Origin of the sequence: Nocardiopsis sp. SBT366 (assembly GCF_001083815.1) — a bacterium.
Classification (GTDB): domain Bacteria; phylum Actinomycetota; class Actinomycetes; order Streptosporangiales; family Streptosporangiaceae; genus Nocardiopsis; species Nocardiopsis prasina.
On sequence record NZ_LAVM01000006.1, the window covers coordinates 43565 to 65275 of the forward strand.

Consider the following 21711-nt stretch of genomic DNA (forward strand, 5'->3'; position numbering starts at 1 on the left):
TTGTGTGCACAGCGGCCACCTCATAAGGGGTGTTCTATACAAGTCTGTTATGTGGTCGAGAGAGGCCTGTTGGGGCATTGGACGGCGCTGTCCGGCCGGTCAAAGGGGTGAATCAACCGATTTCTTTGGCGATCAGTAGTGAAGCGGCTCCACAACTGCGATGATCTGGCCGGAGGAGGGGGCGCCGTCCGGGGGTAAGGGCGGCGTCATGGGAACGAAAGGCAACCATCGTGCTCGATGCGGTTGACGCCGCGCTCATGCGGGCGTTGCAGGGGGACGGCAGAGCGACGTTCCAGGCCCTGGCGGACGGGGTGGGCCTGTCCAGGACGGCGGTTCGCGCCAGAGTGCGCCAGTTGGTGCAGTCGGGGGCGATCAGGATCGTCGGCGTGTTGCACGCCGGTGTGGTGGGCATGGAGGTCCTCGGTCACGTGTCGTTCCGCGTCAGCGGGCCGGTCGGTCCGATGCTCGACGCGCTGGGGGAACGTGAGGCCGTGACCTTCGCGGCGCAGACCGCCGGGAGGTTCCCGGCCGTCGCGCAGGTCAGGGTGGCCGACGACGCCGCCCTGACCAAGGAGTTGGCCGACCTGCGCTCGCTGCCGGGTGTGGACGGCGCGGAGGTCTTCCGTGCCAACGCCGTGTACAAGGACGCTCACAGCAGCGTGCGTGAACTACGCGACGTCGAGTTGGACGCGCTTGACTGGCGGCTGGTTCGCAGGCTGCTCAAGGACGGCCGGGCCTCGTACGCCGACCTGGCCCGACAGGTGGGGTTGTCGCAGGCGGCGGCGCGCTCGCGTGTGGTGCGCCTGCTCAACTCGGGGGTGGTCCACGTGACCGCGCTGGTCGAGCCGTCGGCCGTGGGCGCCAACGAACAGCTCGGCTTCGGACTGCGCTGCCGGGGTGACGCGGACGCGCTGGGCACCGCCATGGCCAACATGGGGCGGATCTCGTTCCTGGCCAGCGGCTTCGGTCGCTACGACGTGATCGGGACGCTCACGGCGCCGGACCGGTGCCAGTTGGTGGACGCGCTGGAGCGGATCCGAGCCACCGCGGGGGTCGGGCACGTGGAGACCTGGGAGCACCTCCAGGTGCGCAAGGAGCGCCGGGGTGGTGAGCGCACGCTCGGCTGGGTACCCGGCTGATCCGGGCCGACCACGACGGGGCGGGGCGGGTGACCGTCCGCCCCGTTCGTACCCCAGGATGGAGCCATGGTGACGGACGGTCCGAAGACGCCGGAGACAGCAGCCAAGCGTGAGACCGGGGACCGGCGCCCGGTGGCGCACGGCCCCGGGACCCTGCGGTTGCGCGGGCGGACCTTCGCCGGTCGGCGCTTCGCGGTGATGGGCGTGATCAACCGGACCCCCGACTCCTTCTACGACCGGGGCGCCACCTACGCCCTGGAGGCCGCGCTGGCCTCCGCGGACCACGCCGTGGCGGCGGGGGTCGACATCATCGACGTCGGCGGAGTGAAGGCCGGGTACGGGGCGCACGTGGCCGAGGCCGAGGAGGTCCGCCGCACCGTGCCGTTCGTGCGCGAGCTGCGGTCCCGCCACCCCGACGTGGTGATCTCGGTGGACACCTGGCGGGCCGGGGTCGGGCGGGCCTGCGCCGAGGCCGGGGCGGACATGATCAACGACACCTGGGCGGGGGCCGATCCCGACCTGGCCCGGGTGGCGGCCGAGTTCGGCACCGGCCTGGTGTGCAGCCACAGCGGGGGACTGGCCCCCCGCACCGACCCCCACCGCGTGCGTTACGAGGACGTGGTCGAGGACGTGGTGTCCGGGGTGTGCGAGCTGGCCGAGCGCGCCGTGTCGGTGGGGGTGCGCCCGGACGGGGTGATGATCGATCCCACGCACGACTTCGGCAAGAACACCTACCACTCGCTCGAACTCACCCGCCGTCTCGGCGAGCTGGCGGCCACCGGCTGGCCCGTGCTGGTGGCGGTCTCCAACAAGGACTTCGTGGGGGAGACCCTCGGCGCCGGGCTGACCGAACGCGGTGACGGGACCCTGGCCACCCTGGCGGTGTCCGCGTGCGAGGGCGCCCGGGTCTTCCGGGTCCACGACGTCGCCGCCGCCCGTGCCGCTCTGGACGTGGTCGCGTCGGTCGTGTGACGCGGGCGCTGGTCGCCCTGCCAGGCAGGGAACGCCGGAAGTGGGGGGACGGACACGGGCGCCCGCCCAGATGTAACCATCGGTAGCATTTTTACGTGTTTCGGGCCCGCATGCCTTGCGTCACGTTTAAGTTACCCGCGAGTATAGAAGGGGTCGGTCCGAACCGACCGCACCGGGCGCGGGTGTAATGGAGGCTGACGTGGCGCTTGCGAAGACGTTGACGGCTGTGGGAACGGTGGCCCTGGCACGCTGCGGGGGTCGTCCCTTCGGGACCCACCTCTTCTCCGTCTGGCCGGGGGCCGGGTTCGCCGCGAGTGCCTTCCCCGTCCGCTGCGCGCCGGGCGACAACCTCGCGCTGCACGTCGCGATCGCCCAGGCCCCGCCGGGTTCCGCCCTGGTGGTGGACGTCTCCGGAGAGTCCGAGTACGGCTACGTGGACGAGATCCTCGCCGTGGCCGCCCGAACCCGGGGCGTGGCCGGGATCGTCCTGGACGGCTGTGTGCGCGACATCGCCGCCATCGCCCGTTGCGAGCTGCCGGTCTTCGGTGCCGGGGTGGCGGTCCGCGAGGCGGGGCACGACGCGGGCGGCTCCGTGGGACAGCAGGTGTTCATGGACGCCAGCGGCCCCGCGCCGCTGCCGGTCCGGCGCGGCGACTGGATCGTGGCCGACGACGACGGGGTGGTGTGTCTCCCGCGCGGCCAGGTGAGCACGATCATCGCCGAGACCATGGACAGCGTCTCCCGTGACCGGGAGCTCATCGACGCCGTCTGTGCGGGGGAGAGCACCCTCGACCTCCTGGACCTCGACCCGTCCAGGGTGACGGGTTGGGAGGGCGCAGCGGACCGGGGTGCCCGGCGCGGTCGTCCGAGGTCGATCGGATCGCGGCGCGAGGGCCGCGCGGTGCCGGAAGGGCACGCCCGCCCCAGACTGGGTCCGCGCTCGGTGGTGGGCGACGTCCACGGCGGAGACTGAACGGCACGGCCCCGGCGCGGACAGGACCGGCGGTCCCGGAACGACCGGGGAGCAGGGGGCCGGGGAGGGCCGACCGCACGGCGCTCGACCCGAACACGGGAGCGGGCCCGGAACCATCAGTGGTCCGGGCCCGCTCCCGTGTTCGTCCCCGGGTGACTCAGTCCTCGGTGAGGGAGAGGAGTTCGTCGAGGTAACAGGTGGCCTCACGGGCGGCGCGGACGGGGTCCGCCTCCCGGACGGCCTCGGTCAGGCCGCTGTGGTCGATGCCCTCGGTGGCGGAGGAGGGACCGTCGGAGGCTTCGGCGCTCTGCTCGTAGGCGGTGTGCGCGATGCTGGCGTAGACGACCTGCGCGATGTCGTCGTAGAGGTCGATGAGCAGGGTGTTGTGCGTGGCGTTGACCACGGCGCGGTGGAACGTGAAGTCGGCCTCCACGAAGGCACCCATGTCCTTGGTCCGCCAGGCCTCCTCGCGAAGGGCCATGGCGCGGTCGATGTCGGCCATGTCCTCCTCGCTGTGGCGCATGGCGGCCAGGCGCGCGGCCTCGACCTCCAGTGCGCGGCGCACCTCCAGGTTCTCCCGCAGGCGGGAGCGTTCCAGGCGGCGGCGCAGGGCTCCGCCGAGCTCGCTGGAGGCGCGGACGAAGGTCCCCGCTCCCTGGCGGATCTCCAGCAGGCCCGCGTGGGCGAGGGCCCTGACGGCCTCGCGGACGGTGTTGCGTCCGACCTCGAGTTGTTCGGAGAGCTCGGACTCGGTGGGGATGCGGTCGCCGACGCCCCACTCACCGGAGTCGATCTGGGCTCGTAGCTGACTGATGACCTGGTCGACGAGACCGGTCCGGCGTGTCGACGCGAGGGGCACGCTCATACCTCCTAGGGGCGGGTCGCCGGATGACAGGCCCAGCGCACGGGTAGGGAACGGTTAAGGAGGGAGCCTAGACCAGTTGGGCGCAGGAATAGGCCCCGAACGGCAATGCGTTATCCTCATGAAGTACATAGGGTCATCCTACGAATTTGTGAGCCACGTCCTATGAGCGTCACCCCCACGCGCGAGAACGCAGCGCAGGGCACCCCGCTTCCCGGTACCGACCAGCCCAGAGCCGCGACCCGCGCGGCTCTCGTTCTGATCGCCGTCGCCATCGCCCTCGCCGCGCTCAACCTGCGCACCGCGATCACGAGCGTGGGCCCCGTCCTCGGTGAGGTCACCCAGGGGCTGGGCATGACCGCGGTGGGCGCCGGTGTCCTCACGACGCTCCCCGTCCTGTGCTTCGCGGTCTTCGGCGGGCTCACACCCATGCTCAGCCGCCGTCTCGGCTCCCACCGCCTGCTCGTCCTCGCGCTGACCGCCGTCACCCTCGGACTCGTCACGCGGGCCATGGCCCCCGAACCCTGGCTGTTCCTCACCCTGAGCGTCGTGGCGCTCGCTGGCGGCGCAGTCGGCAACGTCATCCTCCCGGCCCTGGTCAAGCAGCACTTCCCCCACCGTGTGGGTCTGATGACCACGGTGTACACCACCGGTCTGGCCGTGGGCACCGCGATCGCGGCCGCCGCCACCGTCCCCCTGGAACGGGCCACCGGTGACTGGCGGATCGCCCTGGGCGCCTACGCCCTGTTCGGTCTGGTCGCGGCGCTTCCGTGGCTCCTGGCCCTGCGTCACGAGCCCGCTCCCGGCGACGCCCGCGCGGCCCTCAGCGTCCGCCAGGTGCTCGGCACCGGGCTCGGATGGCAGGGCGTCCTGTACTTCGGAACCCAGTCCTCCATCGCCTACATCATGTTCGGCTGGTTCGCGCAGATGCTCCGCGACCAGGGACTGGACGCCCAGTCCGCCGGGGTGATGCTGGCCTACCTCACCGCGCTGGGCATCCCGATGTCACTCGTCATGCCCTCGCTCATCGTCCGCGTGCGCGACCAGCGCCCCTTCGTGTTGCTCTTCGTCGCCGCCTACCTGGTGGGCTTCACCGGTATGTGGGTGTCCCCGCTCAACGGCACCTGGGTGTGGACCACCTTCGTCGGAATCGGCCTCGGCAGCTTCGTCCTGGCGCTGACCGTCTTCGCCGTGCGCACCCGTACGGCCGAGGGCACCGCCGCCATGTCCGCCTCCAGCCAGAGCCTGGGCTACCTGCTCGGCGGTGCCGGGCCGTTCCTGTTCGGACTCCTGCACGAGACGAGCGGTGACTGGCACGCACCGATGGCGATGGTGATCGGCCTGGTGCTCGTCAACCTCGTCGTCGGCCTCCTCCTCGGCCGCCCCCGCTACCTGGAGGACGCGATCGCCGCGAAGGCGGCCCAGCGGGCGGCCTGAGACGACGGGTCAGACCGGCAGCCAGTCGATCCGGCCGATGAGGTACACCGCACCCACGAACGCCACGACGTCGATCACCGTGTGCGCGACCACCAGCGGCATCACCCGGCCGTAGCGCAGGTAGAACCAGCCGAACACCAGCCCCATGACCAGGTTGCCGAAGAACATCCCGACACCCTGGTACAGGTGGTAGAAGGCGCGCAGAACCGAACTGGCCAGCACCGCCTTCCACGGCGACCACCCCATCTGCCCCAGTCGGTGCAGCAGGTAGCCCACCACGATCACCTCCTCCAGGACGCCGTTCTTCAGCGCCTGGAGCAGCAGGACCGGGGTGTCCCACCAGTTGCCGTCCAGGGTGCTGGGCACGATGGTGCGTGTGAGTCCCAGCTGCCAGGAGACCAGGTACACGACCAGCCCGCCGGTGCCGATCAGTGCGGCCAGGGCCAGACCGCTCCAGGTGTCGAACCCCGGACGGCGCAGGTCGAACCCGACCGTGCGCGCGGACTCCCCGCCCCGGTGCAGCAGGTACACCACCAGTGCCACGGGGGCGAAGGCGAAGAGCACCGAGTACAGCTGGAAGGACAGGTCCAGCCACGGACGGTCCTCGGCCCGCGAGCGGATGAGGTTGGCGGTCTGGTCGGCCATCGACTCGGGAGCGGTGAGCACGCCCAGGAAGGAGATGGTCGCCGACACGGCGGCGGCGCCCAGAGACAGGGCGAGGACGCACAACACCTCCCAGCGCATCAGTGAGCGGCTGGCGAGCATGTGCGGGACGGTGGTTCCCGCGCGCGCCCCCTCGGCGGAGCCGTCGGGGGAGGGGCGGGGAGCGCGCGGGTCGGGGTCGGTTCTGTCGGTCACGCGTCGAATCTACGCGCTGTCGGCGCGGGAGGCCGCGACCCCCGGGAAGGACGGAAGGGCGTCGGGTCGGTGGCCGAGGCTCAAGGCCCCGGCCGGGAGAGGACGGCTGACCTAGTCGTCGTCACCCTCGTCGCCGTCACCGTCGCCTCCCTCGTCCCCGCCCTCGTCGCCGTCGCCGCCGCCGATGACGTCATCGATGCCCTCCTCGATGTTCTCCTCGACCTCCTGCTCGATCCCGTCCCTGACCTCCTGTTCGAGGTCGTCGGTGTTCTCGCAGGCGGCCGCGCCGAACACGGCGACGGCGGCGATCGCACCCGCCGCCACTACGCGGCGGGTCGTGGAGAGGGTCGCTCTGCTGGTGACATCGAATTTCACGTCGGCTCCGTGTGGTCGGCGAATGGGTGCCCCGGGTGGTCGGTCGAACGCTCCGGGGCCGTGGGGGCGGCCCGGAGGGGTCCGCGAGGGGCGGACTTGACTGTTCCGTTACCGGTTGCTTGGAGACACCGTATACGCGCCACACGCCCGCGCGCGGACTTTTCGGACACGCCGAAGAGCCGCCGGTCATGCGCGAGTGACACGGACCGCGCATGGCCGACGGCCAGGAGGAGGCCGTCCCGCCCCGCCCCAGCCACGAAAGCGGGGAGGGACGGCCTCAGGGACGAAGACCAGGGTCAGTGAGCCGCTGAGAACTGGTCTTCTTCGGTGGAACCGGTGAGAGCCGTGGTGCTGGCCTCGGGGGAGATGGTCGTGCTGATCGCGTCGAAGTAGCCGGTGCCGACCTCGCGCTGGTGGCGGGTCGCCGTGTAGCCGTCGGCCTCGGACGCGAACTCGGCCTCCTGGAGCTCGACGTACGACGTCATGCCGTTGCGGGCGTAGCCCTTGGCCAGGTCGAACATCGAGTGGTTGAGCGAGTGGAAGCCCGCCAGGGTGATGAACTGGAACTTGTAGCCCATGTGGCCCAGCTCGCGCTGGAACTTCGCGATGGTCGCGTCGTCGAGGTGACGCTTCCAGTTGAAGGACGGCGAGCAGTTGTAGGCCAGCATCTGGTCCGGGTACTCGGCCTTGATGCGCTCGGCGAAGTCGCGGGCGACCTCGAGGTCGGGGGTCGCGGTCTCCATCCAGAGCAGGTCGGAGTGCGGGGCGTAGGCCAGGCCCCGGGCCACGCACGCCTCGACGCCGTTGCGGAAGCGGTAGAAGCCCTCGGCGGTGCGCTCACCGGTGGTGAAGGCCTGGTCGCGCTCGTCGATGTCGCTGGTGATCAGGGTCGCGGCCTGGGCGTCGGTCCGCGCGATGACCAGGGACGGGACACCGGCGACGTCCGCGGCGAGGCGGGCGGCGTTCAGGGTCTTGACGTGCTGGCTGGTCGGGATCAGGACCTTGCCGCCCAGGTGGCCGCACTTCTTCTCGGAGGCGAGCTGGTCCTCCCAGTGGACACCGGCCGCGCCCGAGGCGATCATGCCCTTCATGAGCTCGTAGGCGTTGAGGACGCCACCGAAACCGGCCTCGGCGTCGGCCACGATCGGGGCCAGCCACTCGGGTGCGCTGTCGTCACCCTCGGACCAGGTGATCTGGTCGGCGCGCATGAGCGCGTTGTTGATGCGGCGGACGACGGCCGGGACCGAGTTGGCCGGGTAGAGGCTCTGGTCCGGGTAGGTGCTGCCGGAGAGGTTGGCGTCGGCCGCGACCTGCCACCCGGAGAGGTAGATGGCCTTGAGACCGGCACGGACCTGCTGGACCGCCTGGTTGCCGGTGAGCGCGCCGAGGCTGTTGACGTAGTCCTCGGTGTGGAGCAGGTCCCACAGGCGCTCGGCGCCGTGCCGGGCCAGGGTGTGCTCCTCGGTGACCGAACCACGCAGCTTGACGACGTCGTCGGCGGAGTAGGTGCGCTCGATACCGGCCCACCGGGGGTTGGTCTCCCAGTCGCGCTGGAGTGCGGCGCTGGCTTCCTGACGTCGAGCGCTGGTGCTCATGTTCGATCCCGCCTTACGTGTAGTCCCCAAGGTCTTCGCACCGGTCGAGTGTCCTGCCAAGGGCCAGGGGGTGAGCCCCTGAGCGGTAAGTTCCCCGCCGGTAACTATGATTCTTGGGCAAGATCCAAGGGTTTTCCACTGGAAATCTGGTGAAGATCGTTGTTTCTTTCCGTAAGATGAAGCCATGGCGTACTTTGGTGCTGAAGAAATACCGTCTTTGACAGGTGACCTGGATCTCGTCACGTTTGGCCAGAGGCTCCGTCATCTGCGCAAGGCGCGCGGGATGACCCTGTCCGACCTGGGGGAACGCGTCGGTCGGGCGCCCTCGCAGCTCTCCCTTCTGGAGAACGGCAAACGTGAACCCAAGCTCTCCCTGCTCACGTCCTTGGCCTCCGCCCTCGACGTGTCCGTCGAGGAACTCCTGTCGAAGCAGCCCCCGAGCCGCCGCGCGCAGCTGGAGATCGCCGTCGAGGAGGCCCAGCGCGACTCCCTCTACCAAGGCCTCAACCTTCCGCACCTGAAGGTCGGCAAGCGGGTCCCCAACGACGTCCTCGAACACATCGTGGGGCTCTACGACGAGCTCAAGAGACGCAACGCCAAGCCGACCGCCACCCCCGAGGAGGCGCGCCGGGCCAACGCCGACCTGCGCCGCCAGATGCGCGAGCGGGGCAACTACTTCGAGACCATCGAGGCCGCGGCCGCCGACACCCTCTCGGCGGTCAACTACACGGCCGGTCCCCTCTCCCAGGGGCAGATACTCGCGATCGCCACCCACCACGGGTTCTCCCTGAAGTACGTGCAGGACCTTCCCCGCTCGGTGCGCTCCCTGACCGACCACGTCAACCGCCGCATCTACCTCAAGCGCGAGACCACGCTCGGTATGCACAGCCCGCGCACGATCCTCCTCCAGACGCTGGGCCACGTGATCCTCGGCCACAGCCAGCCCCGCGACTTCGGCGACTTCCTCCGCCAGCGCGTGGAGGCCAACTACTTCGCCGCGGCCGTCCTCATCCCCGAGAGCACGGCGGTCACCTACCTCCAGGAGGCCAAGAAGGCGCGCGACCTGTCCGTGGAGGACCTGAGGGACGTCTACTCCGTCTCCTACGAGATGGCGGCGCACCGGTTCACCAACCTGGCCCACCGCCACCTGGACCTGGTCTGCCACTTCATCCGCAACGACGAGACCGGCATCATCTACAAGGCCTACGAGAACGACGGTCTGGTCTTCCCCACGGACGACTCGGGCGCCATCGAGGGCCAGCGCATGTGCCGTCAGTGGTCGGGCCGCCAGGTCTTCCAGTCACCGGACCGGTACTCGATCTACTACCAGTACACGGACAAGCCCAACGGCACCCACTGGTGCGTGGCCCACGTGGACCCCAGCCGCGAGCGCAACTTCGCCATCACCCTGGGCGTGCCCTACAAGGAGTCCCGCTGGTTCCGCGGACGCGAGACCACCAACCGCACCAAGTCCAACTGCCCCAACGGCGAGTGCTGTGTGCGGCCGCCCGCGCAGCTCGCCAGCCGGTGGGAGGGCAACGTGTGGCCCTCGGCCCGCGCCCACTCCCACGTGCTGTCGGCACTGCCCTCGGGCACCTTCCCCGGTGTGGACGAACACGACGTCTACACCTTCCTGGAGGGCCACAGCCAGGACTGACGCCCCACCCGCCCACCAACACGAGGGGGCCGACGCCCACGGCGTCGGCCCCCTCACGGTCGTCTCCGGGCCCTTCGGTTCCCGGAACCGATCAGGCCCGCAGGTCCCGCAGTGCCTCCGGGGTGAGGTCGGACAGCGAGGGGTAGCCGTCGACCGCCATGAGCAGGTCCGCCTCGGCCAGCATCGACCGCAGCACGTGCACGACCCCGTCCGCGCCGCCCAGGGCCAGCCCGTAGACGTAGGGACGGCCGACCGCCACCGCCGTCGCGCCCAGCGCCAGGGCCTTGACCGCGTCGGTGCCCGACCGCACCCCGGAGTCGAAGACCACCGGCAGGTCCGTGGCCGCGACCACGTCCGGCAGGCACTCCAGGGCCGGGATGCCGCCGTTGGCCTGGCGGCCGCCGTGGTTGGACACGTAGACGGCGTCCACGCCCCCGTCCGCCGCCCTACGGGCGTCGTCGGGGTGGCACACACCCTTCACGATCAGCGGCAGGTCGGTCAGGGACCGCAACCAGGGAAGGTCCTCCCAGGTCAGCGGATTGCCGAACACACCGGCCCAGTGCGCCACCACGGCGTCGCGAGGGGCGTCGGAGCCCACCCGCTCCTGGAAGACGGGATCGGAGGTGTAGTTGGCCAGGCAGTGGCCGCGCAGCATCGGCATGTTGGCGGTGGCCAAATCGCGTGGGCGCCAGCCGGTGACCCAGGTGTCCAGGGTGACGACGATCCCCGCGAACCCGGCCGCCTCGGCGCGGCGGACCAGACTGGCCGCCAGTTCGCGGTCGGTCGGCGTGTACAGCTGGAAGAACCCCGGGGTGTCGCCGAACCGCGCGGCGACCTCCTCCAACGGGTCCTGGGACAGCGTGGAGGCGATCATCGGGACCCCGGTGCGCGCGGCGGCCTCAGCGGTGGCCAGGTCGCCGTGCCCGTCCTGGGAGCAGAGGCCGACCACCCCGACCGGGGCCATCATCAGCGGTGAGGCCAGGCGGACACCGCACAGGTCGACGCCGGTGTCGCGCTCCTTGGCGCCCACGAACATGCGCGGGTACAGGCCCCACCGGCGGAACGCGGCGGCGTTGGCCTCCTGGGTGTGCTCGTCGCCCGCGCCCCCCGCCACGTAGGACCACACCCACGGCGGGAGCGTCTCGGCGGCCCTGCGCTCCAGTTCGGCGAAGGTCACGGGGTGGGAGGGGACGACGCCGGTGAGGCCGTCGAGGTAGATCTCCAACTGGTAGTCGCCGTAGTGCGAAGCCATGGTCGCCTCCGGGAAGGGGGTGGGGGGTGGGACCCGCATCATTCAGACGTGCACGCGCGCGTGTCAAGCTCCCCGGGGCGCGAGAGACCCGGGGCGGTGCCTTAGCTGGGAATTGGTCTCCCGATGAGCTGCTGCGGGGTAGGGGGCAGGCGTGGAACCGATGCTCGCAAGCGCCGTCGACCATCTCCCCACCGGTGAGAGCCTGCTCTACGAGCCGAAGTGGGACGGTTTCAGATGCCTGGCCGAGACCGGTCCGGTCCGCCTGACCAGCAAACAGGGAAGGCTGCTGTCCCAGCGGTTCCCGGAGATCGTCGACGCCCTGGCCCAGCAGCTGCCCGAGGGGGTCCTGCTGGACGGGGAGATCATCCACTGGGCGCGGGACGGGCGGCTGGACTTCGGTGCCCTGCTCAGGCGCAACGGAGCCTCGGCCCGCCACGCCCGCGCCCTGGCCCGCACGGACCCGTGCCACCTCGTGGTGTTCGACCTGCTCAGAGCTGGCGGCCGGGACCTCGCGCACCGTGCGCTCTCCCACCGGCGTGAGGAACTCGAACACCTGATGGGACTGGTCGAGCAGCCCTCGCCGCTCACGCTCGGCTGGCAGACCGACAACCCCGAGGTGGCCATGCAGTGGTGGGAGGAGATGCCCGCCGTCGGTGTGGAGGGCGTGATGGTCAAGGACGCCCGCCGTTCCTACCGGCCGGGCCGCAGGGACTGGCGCAAGTGGAAGCACCGCGTCACCACCGAGGCGATCGTCGGCGGGATCGTCGGCCACGCACGAGCTCCACGCGCCCTCATCCTCGGGCGCGTGGACTCCGCGACCGGGGAGCTGAGGGTGGCGGGTCGGACCTCGGACCTCTCCCCGGACCAGTCCGAGGAGCTCGCGGGGCACGTCGTCAAGACCGACGACCACCCCTGGCCCCGGCTCCTCGCCGCGACATGGGGCGGGGACGAGTCCCGCCAGAGCTACACGCGGGTCGTCCCCGACCTGGTGGTGGAGGTGTGCCCGGACTCGGCGGAGGTGTCCGGCCGGTGGCGGCACGTCGTCCAGTACCTGCGCGCGCGCCCGGACCTGACGCCCGGTGACGTGCCACGGGACCTGGACGCGGAGTAGCGGTCAGCTGGCCTTGGAGATCGCGTCGGCCAGTTCGTCCTTGCTCATACGGGAGCGGCCGGGGATGTCGAGCTGCCTGGCCTGCTCCAGGAGCTCGCTCTTGGTGGGCTGGTGGTCCTCCGAGGACCTCGGAGCGGGGGCGCGTCCGCTCCGTCCGGACTTCGCCGCCCGGTCCTTCTTCCTCTGCTTCAGGGACGCGCGCAGTGCGTCGTCCAACGCGACGACCTTGCCCTCGCCCTTCTCCTCGGGCTCCCTGCCCTCGTAGCTGACCGTGCCGCCCCGCGCCTTCGTGGCGATGAGCTCCTCCAGCCGACGCTCGTACTCGTCGGAGTACTGCGACGGCTCCCACTCGGTGTTCATCGCGTCGATCAGCTGGGAGGCGAGCCGGAGTTCGCCCTTGTCGACCTCACCGCTCGGAGGCCGCATGACGTCCTCGGGGTCGCGGATCTCGTCCGGCCAGTACAGGGTGCTCGCCGTGAGGACACCCTGCTGTGGGGCGATCAGGGCCAGGTGCTGCCGGTTGCGCATGACCAGCGTCCCCAGGCCAGCCCTGCCGGACTCCTCCAAAGCGGCCAGGAGGAGCTGGTACGGCTTCGCGGAGCTCTTGTCCGGACCGAGGTAGTAGGTGGACGAGAACCACAGCGGGTCGACGTCCTCGGCCGAGATGAACCCGTCGATCTCCAGGGTCCTGCTCCGCCCGGGCTGGATCTGCTCCATGTCCGCGGGTTCGAGGAGCACGAAGGAGTCGGAGTCGTCGACCTCGGCGCCCTTGACGATGTCCTCGTTCGCCACACGCTCGCCGGTGTCCTCGTTGACGCGCTGGTAGCGGACGCGCGCGTTGGTCCCGCGCACGAACTGGTGGACGGTCGGTCCGTGTCTCTCACGTGCGGAGTACATGCGCACCCCGACCGACACCAGTCCGAAGCTGATCGTTCCGGTCCACACTGTTCCTGGCACTGCTGACACCCCCGTCTCCCAGTGTGTGAGCGGGGTGGCAAACACCGGACAGACGCACGTCACGACTCTTCCCCGTTCCGGCGTCCGCGATCCGTTGTGCCTGTCCAGACTGACTGTTACCGTTGGTAGCACTTAATGGTCGTCCCTCCGCCCCCGGAGGATCCAACAAAGGATGTAAGCGCATGAGTGAGGCCACCGCGCCCGTCTTCAGCCTGGAACCGAGCGAGGATGTTCGCGACGTCCGGGACTGGGCCCACGGGTTCGCCGCCGACGTCATCCGCCCAGCCGCCGCCGAGTGGGACGAGCGGGAGGAGACCCCCTGGCCGATCATCCAGGAGGCCGCCAAGATCGGGCTCTACTCCCTGGACTTCTTCGCCAACCAGTGGCTGGAGCCCAGCGGACTCGGTATCCCCGTCGCCTTCGAGGAGCTGTACTGGGGTGACCCGGGCATCGCCCTGGCGATCACCGGCACCGGCCTGGCGGCCGTGTCCGTCGCCTCCAACGGCACCCAGGAACAGCTCTTCGAGTGGGTGCCGCAGATGTTCGGATCCGCCGACGACATCAAGCTCGGGGCGTTCTGCTCCTCTGAGCCCGACGCCGGTTCGGACGTCTCCGCCATCCGCACCCGCGCCGTCTACGACCAGGCCAAGGACGAGTGGGTGATCAACGGCGTCAAGACCTGGGCCACCAACGGTGGCATCGCCGACGTCCACGTCGTCGTGGCCTCGGTGGAGCCCGAGCTGGGTTCGCGAGGGCAGGCCTCGTTCATCATCCCGCCCAACACCCCGGGCCTCTCCCAGGGGCAGAAGTTCGCCAAGCACGGCATCCGCGCCTCCCACACCGCCGAGGTCGTCCTCGACGAGGTCCGCGTCCCCGGCTCCTGCCTCCTGGGTGGGAAGGAGAAGCTGGACGAGCGGATCGCCCGGGCCAAGGAGGGCAAACGCTCCAAGGGCCAGGCCGCCATGAAGACCTTCGAGGCCTCCCGCCCGAGCGTGGGTGTCATGGCGGTGGGTTGCGCCCGGGCCGCCTATGAGTACGCCCGTGACTACTCAGTCCAGCGCGAGCAGTTCGGCAGGCCGATCGGTGACAACCAGGGAGTGGCCTTCCTCCTGGCGGACATGGCCACCCGCATCGACGCCGCCCGGTTGCTGGTGTGGCGAGCGGCGTGGATGGCCCGCAACGGCAAGGACTTCACCAACGCCGAGGGCTCCATGAGCAAGCTCTATGCCTCCGAGACGGCCACCTTCGTGACCCAGAACGCCCTGCGCATCCTGGGCGGCAACGGGTACACGCGGGACTACCCGGTGGAGCGCTGGCACCGGGACGCCTCCATCTTCACCATCTTCGAGGGTGCCAGCGAGATCCAGCGGCTCATCATCGGCCGCACCGTCACCGGCCTGCCGATCCGCTAGGCACGGCCCACGGGCCAAGGAAGCGGCCGGGCGCGGGGCGATCACGCCCCGCGCCACGCCCCCTACTCCGGGAAGTGGCAGGCCACCGGGTGGCCCGCTCCGCGGTCCACCAGCTCGGGGGCCTCCTCCGCGCACAGGTCCCGCGCCTTCCAGCAGCGCGTACGGAACCGGCAGCCGCTGGGCGGGTTCACCGGGCTCGGCACGTCACCGGTGAGGACGATCCGTTCCCGCACCCGCTCCGTACGCGGGTCGGCCCAGGGCGCCGCGGACAACAGGGCGATCGTGTACGGGTGCGAGGCCCGGTCGTAGACGTCCTCGCGGGTGCCGGTCTCCACCACCCCGCCCAGGTACATCACCGCCACCCGGTCCGAGATGTGCCGCACCACCGACAGGTCGTGCGCGATGAACACGTAGGACAGGCCCAGCCGCTCCTGGAGCTCCGCCAACAGGTTCACCACCCCGGCCTGGACCGAGACGTCCAGCGCGGAGACGGGTTCGTCGAGCACCAGGAGGCTGGGTTCCAGCGCCAGAGCCCGGGCGATCCCGACCCTCTGCCGCTGACCGCCGGAGAACTCGTGCGGGTAGCGGTTCCCGTGCTCGGGGCTCAGACCCACCATTCGCAGCAGCTCGGCCACCCGTTCCGGTCCGCCGTCACGCCAGCGCCGGTGCACCTTGAGGGGTTCGGCGATGATGTCGTTGACCGGGAGCCGGGGGTTGAGCGAGGCGTAGGGGTCCTGGAAGACCATGCCCACCTCGCGGCGGACCCGCTGCATCCTCGCCGCCGACATCGTGGTGAGCTCCTCCCCTCGAAAGCGCACCGAACCGGCGGTGGGGGAGACCAGCTGGAGGATGGCCCGGCCGGTGGTGGACTTGCCGCAGCCCGACTCCCCGACCACGCCCAGGGTCTCGCGTTCGGCCAACCGCAGGTTGACCCCGTTGACCGCGTGCACCTGACCGACCACGCGGCGCAGGAGCCCGGAGCCGTGCACCGGGAAGCGCACCTCCAGGTCCCGGACGTCGAGCAGCGGGGTGTCCGGGTCCGTCTGGGTACCGGGTTCCTTTGGCGCGGTCGTCATCGCGTCCCCCCGTTGCGGAAGAAGGTCGTCGGGTCCGCCACGTCCACCAGCCGGTCACTGTGATGGCAGGCGGCCAGATGGCCGCTGTCGGGTCCGTCCACCTCGACCAGTTCGGGCTCGGCCGACCGGCAGGTGGCGTCGGCCAGCGGACAGCGCGGGGAGAACGGGCAGCCCCGGGGCAGGTTGATCAGGGACGGAGGGGTGCCGAGAATGGGCCGCAGGCGTTCGCGGCGCTCCGAGGTCATTGACGGGGTCGAGCCGAGCAGCCCCGCCGTGTACGGCATCCGGGTCCGGTAGAACACCTCGTCGGTCCCCCCGATCTCCACGGGGCGGCCCGCGTACATGACCAGGACCCGGTGGGCCAGGCCCGCCACCACCCCGAGGTCGTGCGTGATCAGCAGGATCGCCGCGTTGACGGTGTCCTTGACCTCCAGCAGCTTCTCCAGGATCTGGGCCTGCACGGTGACGTCCAGAGCCGTGGTCGGCTCGTCGGCGATGATCACGTCGGGGTCGTTGATGATCGCCATGGCGATCATGACCCTCTGCCGCATGCCGCCGGAGAACTCGTGCGGATAGCTGCGCAGGCGCTGCGCGGCCTGCGGGATGCCCACCAGGTCGAGCATCTCGCGGGCGCGTTCGAGCGCCTTGCGGGGCGGAACCAGGCTGTGCGCCCGGACCGCCTCGGCCAGTTGGTCCCCGACGGTGTGCACGGGGTTGAGCGCCGTCATGGGGTCCTGGAACACCATCGAGATCCGTCGGCCGCGCAGGGAGCGCAGGTCCTTCTGCCGCATCGCCAGCAGGTCCCGGCCCCGGTAGAGCACCCTGCCGCTGACGCGTGCGCTGCGGGGCAGCAGACCCAGCAGCGCCATCGAGGAGACCGACTTGCCCCAGCCGGACTCGCCGACGATGGACAGGACCTCGCGTTCCCGCAGGGTGTAGGAGACGTCGCGCACGGCTCTGACCACGCCGTCGTCGGTGGGGAACTCCACGGAGAGGTTCTCGACGCGCAGGACCTCGTGCTCGGTGGGGGCCTTGGCGTCGGAGAGGGTGCGGGCGGTGTGCACCTCCCCGGCCGCGTCGGTGACCGCCGCACCGAGGGCCGGGTCCGGCACGGGGCCGGGCGGCGGGGGGATGGCGGGTGTCTGGGTCATCAGTCACGCACCCTGTTCTGTCGTGGGTCGAAGGCGTCTCGCAGGCCGTCGCCGATGAAGTTCACCGACAGCGCGATCAGGATGATGAAGAGGCCGGGCCAGTAGAACAGCCAGGGGCGGGTGCCCATCGCGCTCCGGTAGTCGGTGATCAGCCGTCCCAGCGAGGTGTCCGGGGGCTGCACACCCATCCCCAGGAAGGAGAGCGCGGACTCCAGCAGCACCGCCGCGGCGATGGCCAGGGTCACGCTGACGATGATCACGCCCACCGTGTTGGGCAGGATGTGCTTGAAGATGATGCGGACCGAGGAGGTGCCCACCGAACGGGCGGCCTCCACGAACTCCTTCTCCCGCAGGGACAGCACCGACCCCCGCACCAGGCGGGCGGTCTGGGTCCAGGTCACCAGCCCCAGGACGATCCCCAGGTAGACGATGCCGGCCTGCCCGGCGATCTTGGCGGCCGCCGCGGCGATCGCCAGCAGCGGGATCGCGATGAGGACGTCGGTGAGGCGCATCAGCACCGCCTCGGTCCAGCCCCGGAAGTAGCCCGCGCAGGCGCCGATCACCGTCGCCACGACCGTGGCCACGATCCCGACCAGGAAGGCCACGGTCAGGGAGACCTGGGTGCCCCGCATGGTCAGCGCGAAGTAGTCCTTGCCGACGTTGTCCTGCCCGAAGGGGTGCTCACCCAGGGCCAGACCGGCGCCGCCGAGGAACCTCGGCACCAGGCTCAGGGTGGGGTCGCCGCCGTCGGTGAGGGGGCCGGTCGCGGAGGGCGACTTGTCCCACCAGCCCGGCACGGGACCGAACCCGATCGAGGTGAAGGACAGCAGGACCACCCCGGCGAGGAGAACCATGCCGAGCAGGGCCGCCCGGTGCCGGAAGAACCGCGAGCGGACCAGTTGCCACTGGGTGCGGGCGGCGATGTTCAGGCCCTCGGCGGCGTCGGGGTCCGGTTGCCCTGGCGCGGTCGTCCCGTCCTCGGGGTCCGGAGGCGGGGCGTCGTGGTGCGTCGTCATCGAGTGTCTCCCTCGGTCATGACAGCCGAATCCGGGGGTCGAGGTAGGCGTAGGTGATGTCGGCGACCATGTTGAACAGGACGATCGCGCCGCCCGCCACCACGAAGAACGCCATGACGGGTGCCGGGTCGGCCTCGTTGAGCCCGGTGAGCAGCAGGTGCCCCATCGCGCGCCAACCGAAGACCGTCTCGGTGACCACCGCCCCGCCGATGACGGTTCCGAAGTCGTAGGCGGCCAGGGTCGTGATGGGGATGAGCCCATTACGGAGGGCGTGCCGGGTCATGACCGTGCGTTCGGGCAGGCCCTTGGCCCGAGCCGTGCGCACGTAGTCCTGGTTCATCACCTCCAGCATGCTGGCGCGGCTGTACCGGGTGTAGGTCGCCAGGGACACCAGGATCAGGGCCAGGGTGGGCAGGGCCAGGTGGCCCGCCGAGTCCAGTGACAGCTCCCAGAACGTGCCCTGGTAGTTGGGGGTGCGGGCACCCACGGTGGAGATGGGTCGGCCCTGCATGGAGGAGCTGTAGGAGGCGAAGGAGCGCAGCATCCGGTCGACGAAGATGACGCCGCCGGTGAACAGGCCCGTCCACAGAGCCGTCGCCACGGCCTCGCGCCGGTACAGCACACCGCCGATCCCGTAGCCGAGCGCCACGCACACGGCGACGGTGGCCAGGGCCAGGCCGCCGATGACGGCCAGGCCGGGGTCGGCCAGGACCGGAGACAGCGCGAAGTACATGACCGTTCCCACCGCGGCCGACGCCAACGCGGCGTACATCGGCCGGTTCGGACTCGGCCCCGAGATCAGCACGCTGAAGCCGACGGCGGCGCCGAAGGCGCTGACCGCCACCACCACCGGGCCCAGCCCGGGGTCGGTGAACCACCGGGTGACCGAGACGAACGTGAGGATCCCCGCCGTGGCGGCCGCGGCACCGGCGAAGGCGATGATCCGAGTGCGCCGGTCGCCCACGACCAACGAACTCCAGGCCAGCCCTGCGAGCAGGGCCACCACGGCGATGACCAGGGGAGGGATGGCCGGTTGCGCCAGCCAGTTGTTGAACTCGATGGCGCCGTACTGCTTGAGCAGGACCCCGACCCAGAAGATGGGCAGGGAGAAGGCGACGAAGGCACCGAAGGTCACCGAGTGGTCGAACCCGCTGTACTGGCGCAGCGCGGACACGACACCGATGGCGATGCCGATGATGATCGCGAGGAGGGTGGCGGCCACCACCAGCTGCATCGTGGCCGAGACGGCGTCGGTGAGCAGGACGTTGACGTCCTGGCCCTGCCGGTTCACCCCGAAGTCACCGGTGAGGGCGCCACCGAGCCAGAGGAAGTAGCGGGAGTAGACGGGGAGGTCGAGGCGCATCCGCTCGATCCGCTCCGCCATTGCGGCCTCGCGGGCGTTCTCCGGCAGTTCGCGGAGGTCGGCGAGCGGGTCCCCGGTGTTGGTCGCGAGGACGAACATCACGAAGGTCGCGGCGAAGAGCACGAAGACCGAGACGACGAGTCTTCGCGCGATGAAGACGAGCACGGGTGCTGACTCCTGGAGGCAGGGGGACGTTCACGCGCGGCCGACGGGTCGGCCCTCCCGGCCGGGCCGGGGCCCGTGCCGTCCGGGTGGGGACCGGACGGCACGGGTGTTCGCGCGCGTTGGGTGCGGTGCGGCCTACTGGACCGACCAGTCCCACACGTTCCAGACGATGTCGGTCTGTGCGGGGTTGGGGATGACGTTCTCCAGGTTGTCGCTCCACGCGGCGGTGCCGGGGTGGCTGAAGAGCGGGATCGTCACCAGGTCGTCCCAGAGGATCGTCTCGATCTCGTTGATGATCTCCAGCTGGGCGTCGGGGTCGGCTTCCTGGAGGACGTCGGCCAGCAGCCCGTCCAGTTCGTCGTTGGCGTAGCAGCCGTTGTTGTTGCCCTTGGCCTCGCCGGTGCACTCGTCGGGGGAGCGGAAGGTGGAGTTCCAGCTGCTCACCTGGGCCGAGCCGGACCACGCGTACATGGCCACGTCGTAGGTGTTCTGCGACAGTCCGCCGTCGGTGTCGAAGAACGTGTCCTCACCGTTGATCTGGACGTCGAACCCGGCCTGGTCGCAGGAGTCCTTGATCAGCTCCGCGGTCTGCTGGCGGCGGGGGTTGCCGCCGATGAAGCCGAGCCGCACCTCCTGGCCGACCATGTCGAGCTCCTCGAGGAGCTCCCGGGAGCGGTCGAGGTCGACCTCGGCCCACTGGTCGCCGCCGCTGGCGGCAACGGCCTCCGCGTAGCCCGGGTCGAAGGGCGCGATGTTGCGGACGTCCATGGTCTCGGCGTCGGGCTGGACCGGCTTGATGAGGTTGTCCACGATCAGCTGACGCGGCACGCATTCGGTGAAGGCCTCGCGCAGCTCGTACTCCTCGAAGGGACTGGAGTCGAAGTTGAAGTCGAGGTGCTCGTAGATGTACTCGTCGTAGACCTGGTACTCCACCCCCTCCAGGGCCTCGACCTGGTTGATCAGGTCGACCGTGGGCTGGGGCCGCATGATGTTGATCTCGCGGTTCTCCAGGGCCTGGGTCTGCTCGTCGGAGGCGATCCAGCGCACGACGATGTTGGACGTGGCGGGGGCCTCACCCCACCAGCTCTCGTTCGGCTCCAGGGTCAGCGACTGACCCGCCTCGTAACCGGCGAGCTGGTAGGGGCCGGAGGAGGGGGTGAGGGAGGAGTCCGGCAGAGCGCCGCTGATGGTCCATCCCTCGTTGAAGAACTCGACGGAGTCGGCGAGGGCGTCGTGGTCCTCGTCGCGGATGGCCTCCACGAGCTCCTCGACGGTGAGTCCGCCCTGCTCGGCGACCACGTGCGCGGGCATGAGGGTGTTGTTGCCGTTGCCCGGGCCGTTGCTCGCCCAGTCCGAGAAGGGGACCTCGTACTCCAGCGCGAAGTCCTTGTCACCGATCTCGCACTCGGGCATGAGGGTGTCCTCGACGCCCGCCGTGCCGTTGGAGGAAAACTCGAAGCGGCCGCTCTGCTGCGCCCACCAGAGCAGCGCGTCGGAGCAGTCGATGACCTCCCCGTCGGACCACACGGCGTCCGGGTGGATCGAGTACTCGACGATCTGCGGGTCGTCGGAGACCTGGTCGTAGGTCCCGAAGTCGGTGTTGGGGGCGACCGCGCCGCCTTCGCCGAAGTACCAGAAGCCGCTGGTCAACTGGTGGTTGATGATCGCGTTCTTGCTGGAGTTGGCTCCGGCGGTGGTGTTGTTGAAGCTGTCGTACTCCTGGTCCCACGCCAAGGTGATGGTGGAGGAGCCGGAGGAGGCGTCGCCGCCGTCGCCGGAGTCTGACGTCGAGCAGGCGGAGAGCACGAGCGCTCCCGCCGCGACCACAGCCGTGGCCTTGGTGATCTTCCCGGTGATTCTCACGCAGTGGTTCCTCTGCCGTTGGGGGACGAATCCAGGATCGAAGTAGAACGGATTCTGGGCAGAGCGTGAGCCCGTGGCAATAGTCCGCAACGGGCTGTTATCCACCTGAGGCGTATTTGGCCCCAAAGCTAGCCAAAAAAGGAACTTTGAGTAGGAAAGCGGACTTTGTGCCATCCTCTGGTCCGTTGATCACCTGCGCCTTCGCTGGGTCTCGGGCCCGCCACGTCATGGAGAAGGCCCATCGTCACCTCATCCCATGAAGGGATTCACGGATCGGATCGGAGGCGGCTGCTTTTCCCTTCGTGTTGGCCGGGTTGCGTGCGGGGTCAAAGTGAAGAAAGGAAACTCTGAGGCAATCAATCGAAACACGCGTGCGAGATTCCCGAAACAACACGTACACCACCCCCGAGCCCCGTCCGCTGACGCCACACAGTCCCTCAGCACCATCCGTCGCCCGGCCCGAGGCCCGCACACCGG

General features: G+C 69.9%; 18 protein-coding genes. 7 read left to right on the forward strand and 11 right to left on the reverse strand.

Features of this window, described 5'->3' with window-relative positions; all coding sequences use genetic code 11:
* Positions 1-230 precede the first annotated feature (230 nt).
* From ADX84_RS02885 to ADX84_RS02895, 3 genes are all read left to right on the forward strand, one after another.
* Positions 231-1139: an Lrp/AsnC family transcriptional regulator gene (locus ADX84_RS02885; protein ID WP_049567001.1), complete on the forward strand. Its 909-nt coding sequence runs from the start codon at positions 231-233 to the stop codon at positions 1137-1139.
* A gap of 66 nt (positions 1140-1205) precedes the next feature.
* Positions 1206-2111 carry a dihydropteroate synthase gene (gene folP / locus ADX84_RS02890; protein ID WP_199776455.1) on the forward strand — a complete coding sequence of 302 codons (906 nt, stop codon included), beginning with the start codon at positions 1206-1208 and terminating at the stop codon, positions 2109-2111.
* Between the two features lie 226 nt (positions 2112-2337).
* Entirely contained in the window at positions 2338-3084 is a 747-nt protein-coding gene (locus ADX84_RS02895) for an RraA family protein (RefSeq protein WP_049567004.1), read from the forward strand.
* 157 nt (positions 3085-3241) lie between these two features.
* On the opposite strand, the gene ADX84_RS02900 is transcribed toward ADX84_RS02895, so the two are convergent.
* The gene (locus ADX84_RS02900) at positions 3242-3943 is read right to left on the reverse strand and encodes a FadR/GntR family transcriptional regulator (protein WP_026129287.1); all 702 of its coding nucleotides are present in this window, start codon (positions 3941-3943) and stop codon (positions 3242-3244) included.
* A gap of 168 nt (positions 3944-4111) precedes the next feature.
* Here ADX84_RS02900 and ADX84_RS02905 point away from each other — a divergent pair, with 168 nt between their 5' ends.
* Positions 4112-5383: an MFS transporter gene (locus ADX84_RS02905; protein WP_049567008.1), complete on the forward strand. Its 1272-nt coding sequence runs from the start codon at positions 4112-4114 to the stop codon at positions 5381-5383.
* Between the two features lie 9 nt (positions 5384-5392).
* Here the strand turns inward: ADX84_RS02905 and ADX84_RS02910 are convergent, their stop codons facing one another.
* The 3 genes from ADX84_RS02910 to aceA all read right to left on the reverse strand — a co-directional run bounded on the left by ADX84_RS02910 (position 5393) and on the right by aceA (position 8211).
* The gene (locus tag ADX84_RS02910; protein ID WP_049567012.1) at positions 5393-6241 is read right to left on the reverse strand and encodes a type II CAAX endopeptidase family protein; all 849 of its coding nucleotides are present in this window, start codon (positions 6239-6241) and stop codon (positions 5393-5395) included.
* 111 nt (positions 6242-6352) lie between these two features.
* The gene (locus ADX84_RS02915; protein WP_049567015.1) at positions 6353-6616 is read right to left on the reverse strand and encodes a hypothetical protein; all 264 of its coding nucleotides are present in this window, start codon (positions 6614-6616) and stop codon (positions 6353-6355) included.
* 296 nt (positions 6617-6912) lie between these two features.
* The gene (gene aceA, locus ADX84_RS02920; protein ID WP_049567018.1) at positions 6913-8211 is read right to left on the reverse strand and encodes an isocitrate lyase; all 1299 of its coding nucleotides are present in this window, start codon (positions 8209-8211) and stop codon (positions 6913-6915) included.
* 217 nt (positions 8212-8428) lie between these two features.
* On the opposite strand from aceA, the gene ADX84_RS02925 reads away from it, so the two are divergent.
* Positions 8429-9868: a helix-turn-helix domain-containing protein gene (locus tag ADX84_RS02925; protein ID WP_082206267.1), complete on the forward strand. Its 1440-nt coding sequence runs from the start codon at positions 8429-8431 to the stop codon at positions 9866-9868.
* Positions 9869-9959: 91 nt separating this feature from the next.
* Here the strand turns inward: ADX84_RS02925 and ADX84_RS02930 are convergent, their stop codons facing one another.
* Positions 9960-11120 carry an alpha-hydroxy-acid oxidizing protein gene (locus ADX84_RS02930; RefSeq protein WP_049567154.1) on the reverse strand — a complete coding sequence of 387 codons (1161 nt, stop codon included), beginning with the start codon at positions 11118-11120 and terminating at the stop codon, positions 9960-9962.
* 160 nt (positions 11121-11280) lie between these two features.
* On the opposite strand from ADX84_RS02930, the gene ADX84_RS02935 reads away from it, so the two are divergent.
* A complete protein-coding gene (locus ADX84_RS02935) occupies positions 11281-12231 on the forward strand; it encodes an ATP-dependent DNA ligase (protein WP_049567026.1) in 951 nt (316 codons plus the stop codon).
* Between the two features lie 3 nt (positions 12232-12234).
* On the opposite strand, the gene ADX84_RS02940 is transcribed toward ADX84_RS02935, so the two are convergent.
* A complete protein-coding gene (locus ADX84_RS02940) occupies positions 12235-13188 on the reverse strand; it encodes a Ku protein (RefSeq protein ID WP_156208015.1) in 954 nt (317 codons plus the stop codon).
* Positions 13189-13370: 182 nt separating this feature from the next.
* Here ADX84_RS02940 and ADX84_RS02945 point away from each other — a divergent pair, with 182 nt between their 5' ends.
* Positions 13371-14600: an acyl-CoA dehydrogenase family protein gene (locus ADX84_RS02945; RefSeq protein WP_049567030.1), complete on the forward strand. Its 1230-nt coding sequence runs from the start codon at positions 13371-13373 to the stop codon at positions 14598-14600.
* A 62-nt stretch (positions 14601-14662) separates the two neighbouring features.
* Here the strand turns inward: ADX84_RS02945 and ADX84_RS02950 are convergent, their stop codons facing one another.
* The 5 genes from ADX84_RS02950 to ADX84_RS02970 form a co-directional block, all read right to left on the reverse strand.
* Complete coding sequence (locus tag ADX84_RS02950; protein WP_049567033.1) at positions 14663-15676, reverse strand: ABC transporter ATP-binding protein; 1014 nt, start codon at positions 15674-15676, stop codon at positions 14663-14665.
* Entirely contained in the window at positions 15673-16827 is a 1155-nt protein-coding gene (locus ADX84_RS02955) for an ABC transporter ATP-binding protein (protein ID WP_049567036.1), read from the reverse strand. The genes ADX84_RS02950 and ADX84_RS02955 overlap by 4 nt, the downstream gene beginning before the upstream one ends.
* Positions 16827-17843, reverse strand: coding sequence for an ABC transporter permease (locus tag ADX84_RS02960; RefSeq protein ID WP_049567039.1), 1017 nt, complete (start codon positions 17841-17843; stop codon positions 16827-16829). The genes ADX84_RS02955 and ADX84_RS02960 overlap by 1 nt, the downstream gene beginning before the upstream one ends.
* A gap of 16 nt (positions 17844-17859) precedes the next feature.
* On the reverse strand, positions 17860-19371 hold the full coding sequence (locus tag ADX84_RS02965) for an ABC transporter permease (protein WP_049567042.1): 1512 nt from the start codon (positions 19369-19371) through the stop codon (positions 17860-17862).
* A gap of 135 nt (positions 19372-19506) precedes the next feature.
* The gene (locus ADX84_RS02970) at positions 19507-21234 is read right to left on the reverse strand and encodes an ABC transporter family substrate-binding protein (RefSeq protein ID WP_049567044.1); all 1728 of its coding nucleotides are present in this window, start codon (positions 21232-21234) and stop codon (positions 19507-19509) included.
* Between the last annotated feature and the right edge of the window lie 477 nt (positions 21235-21711).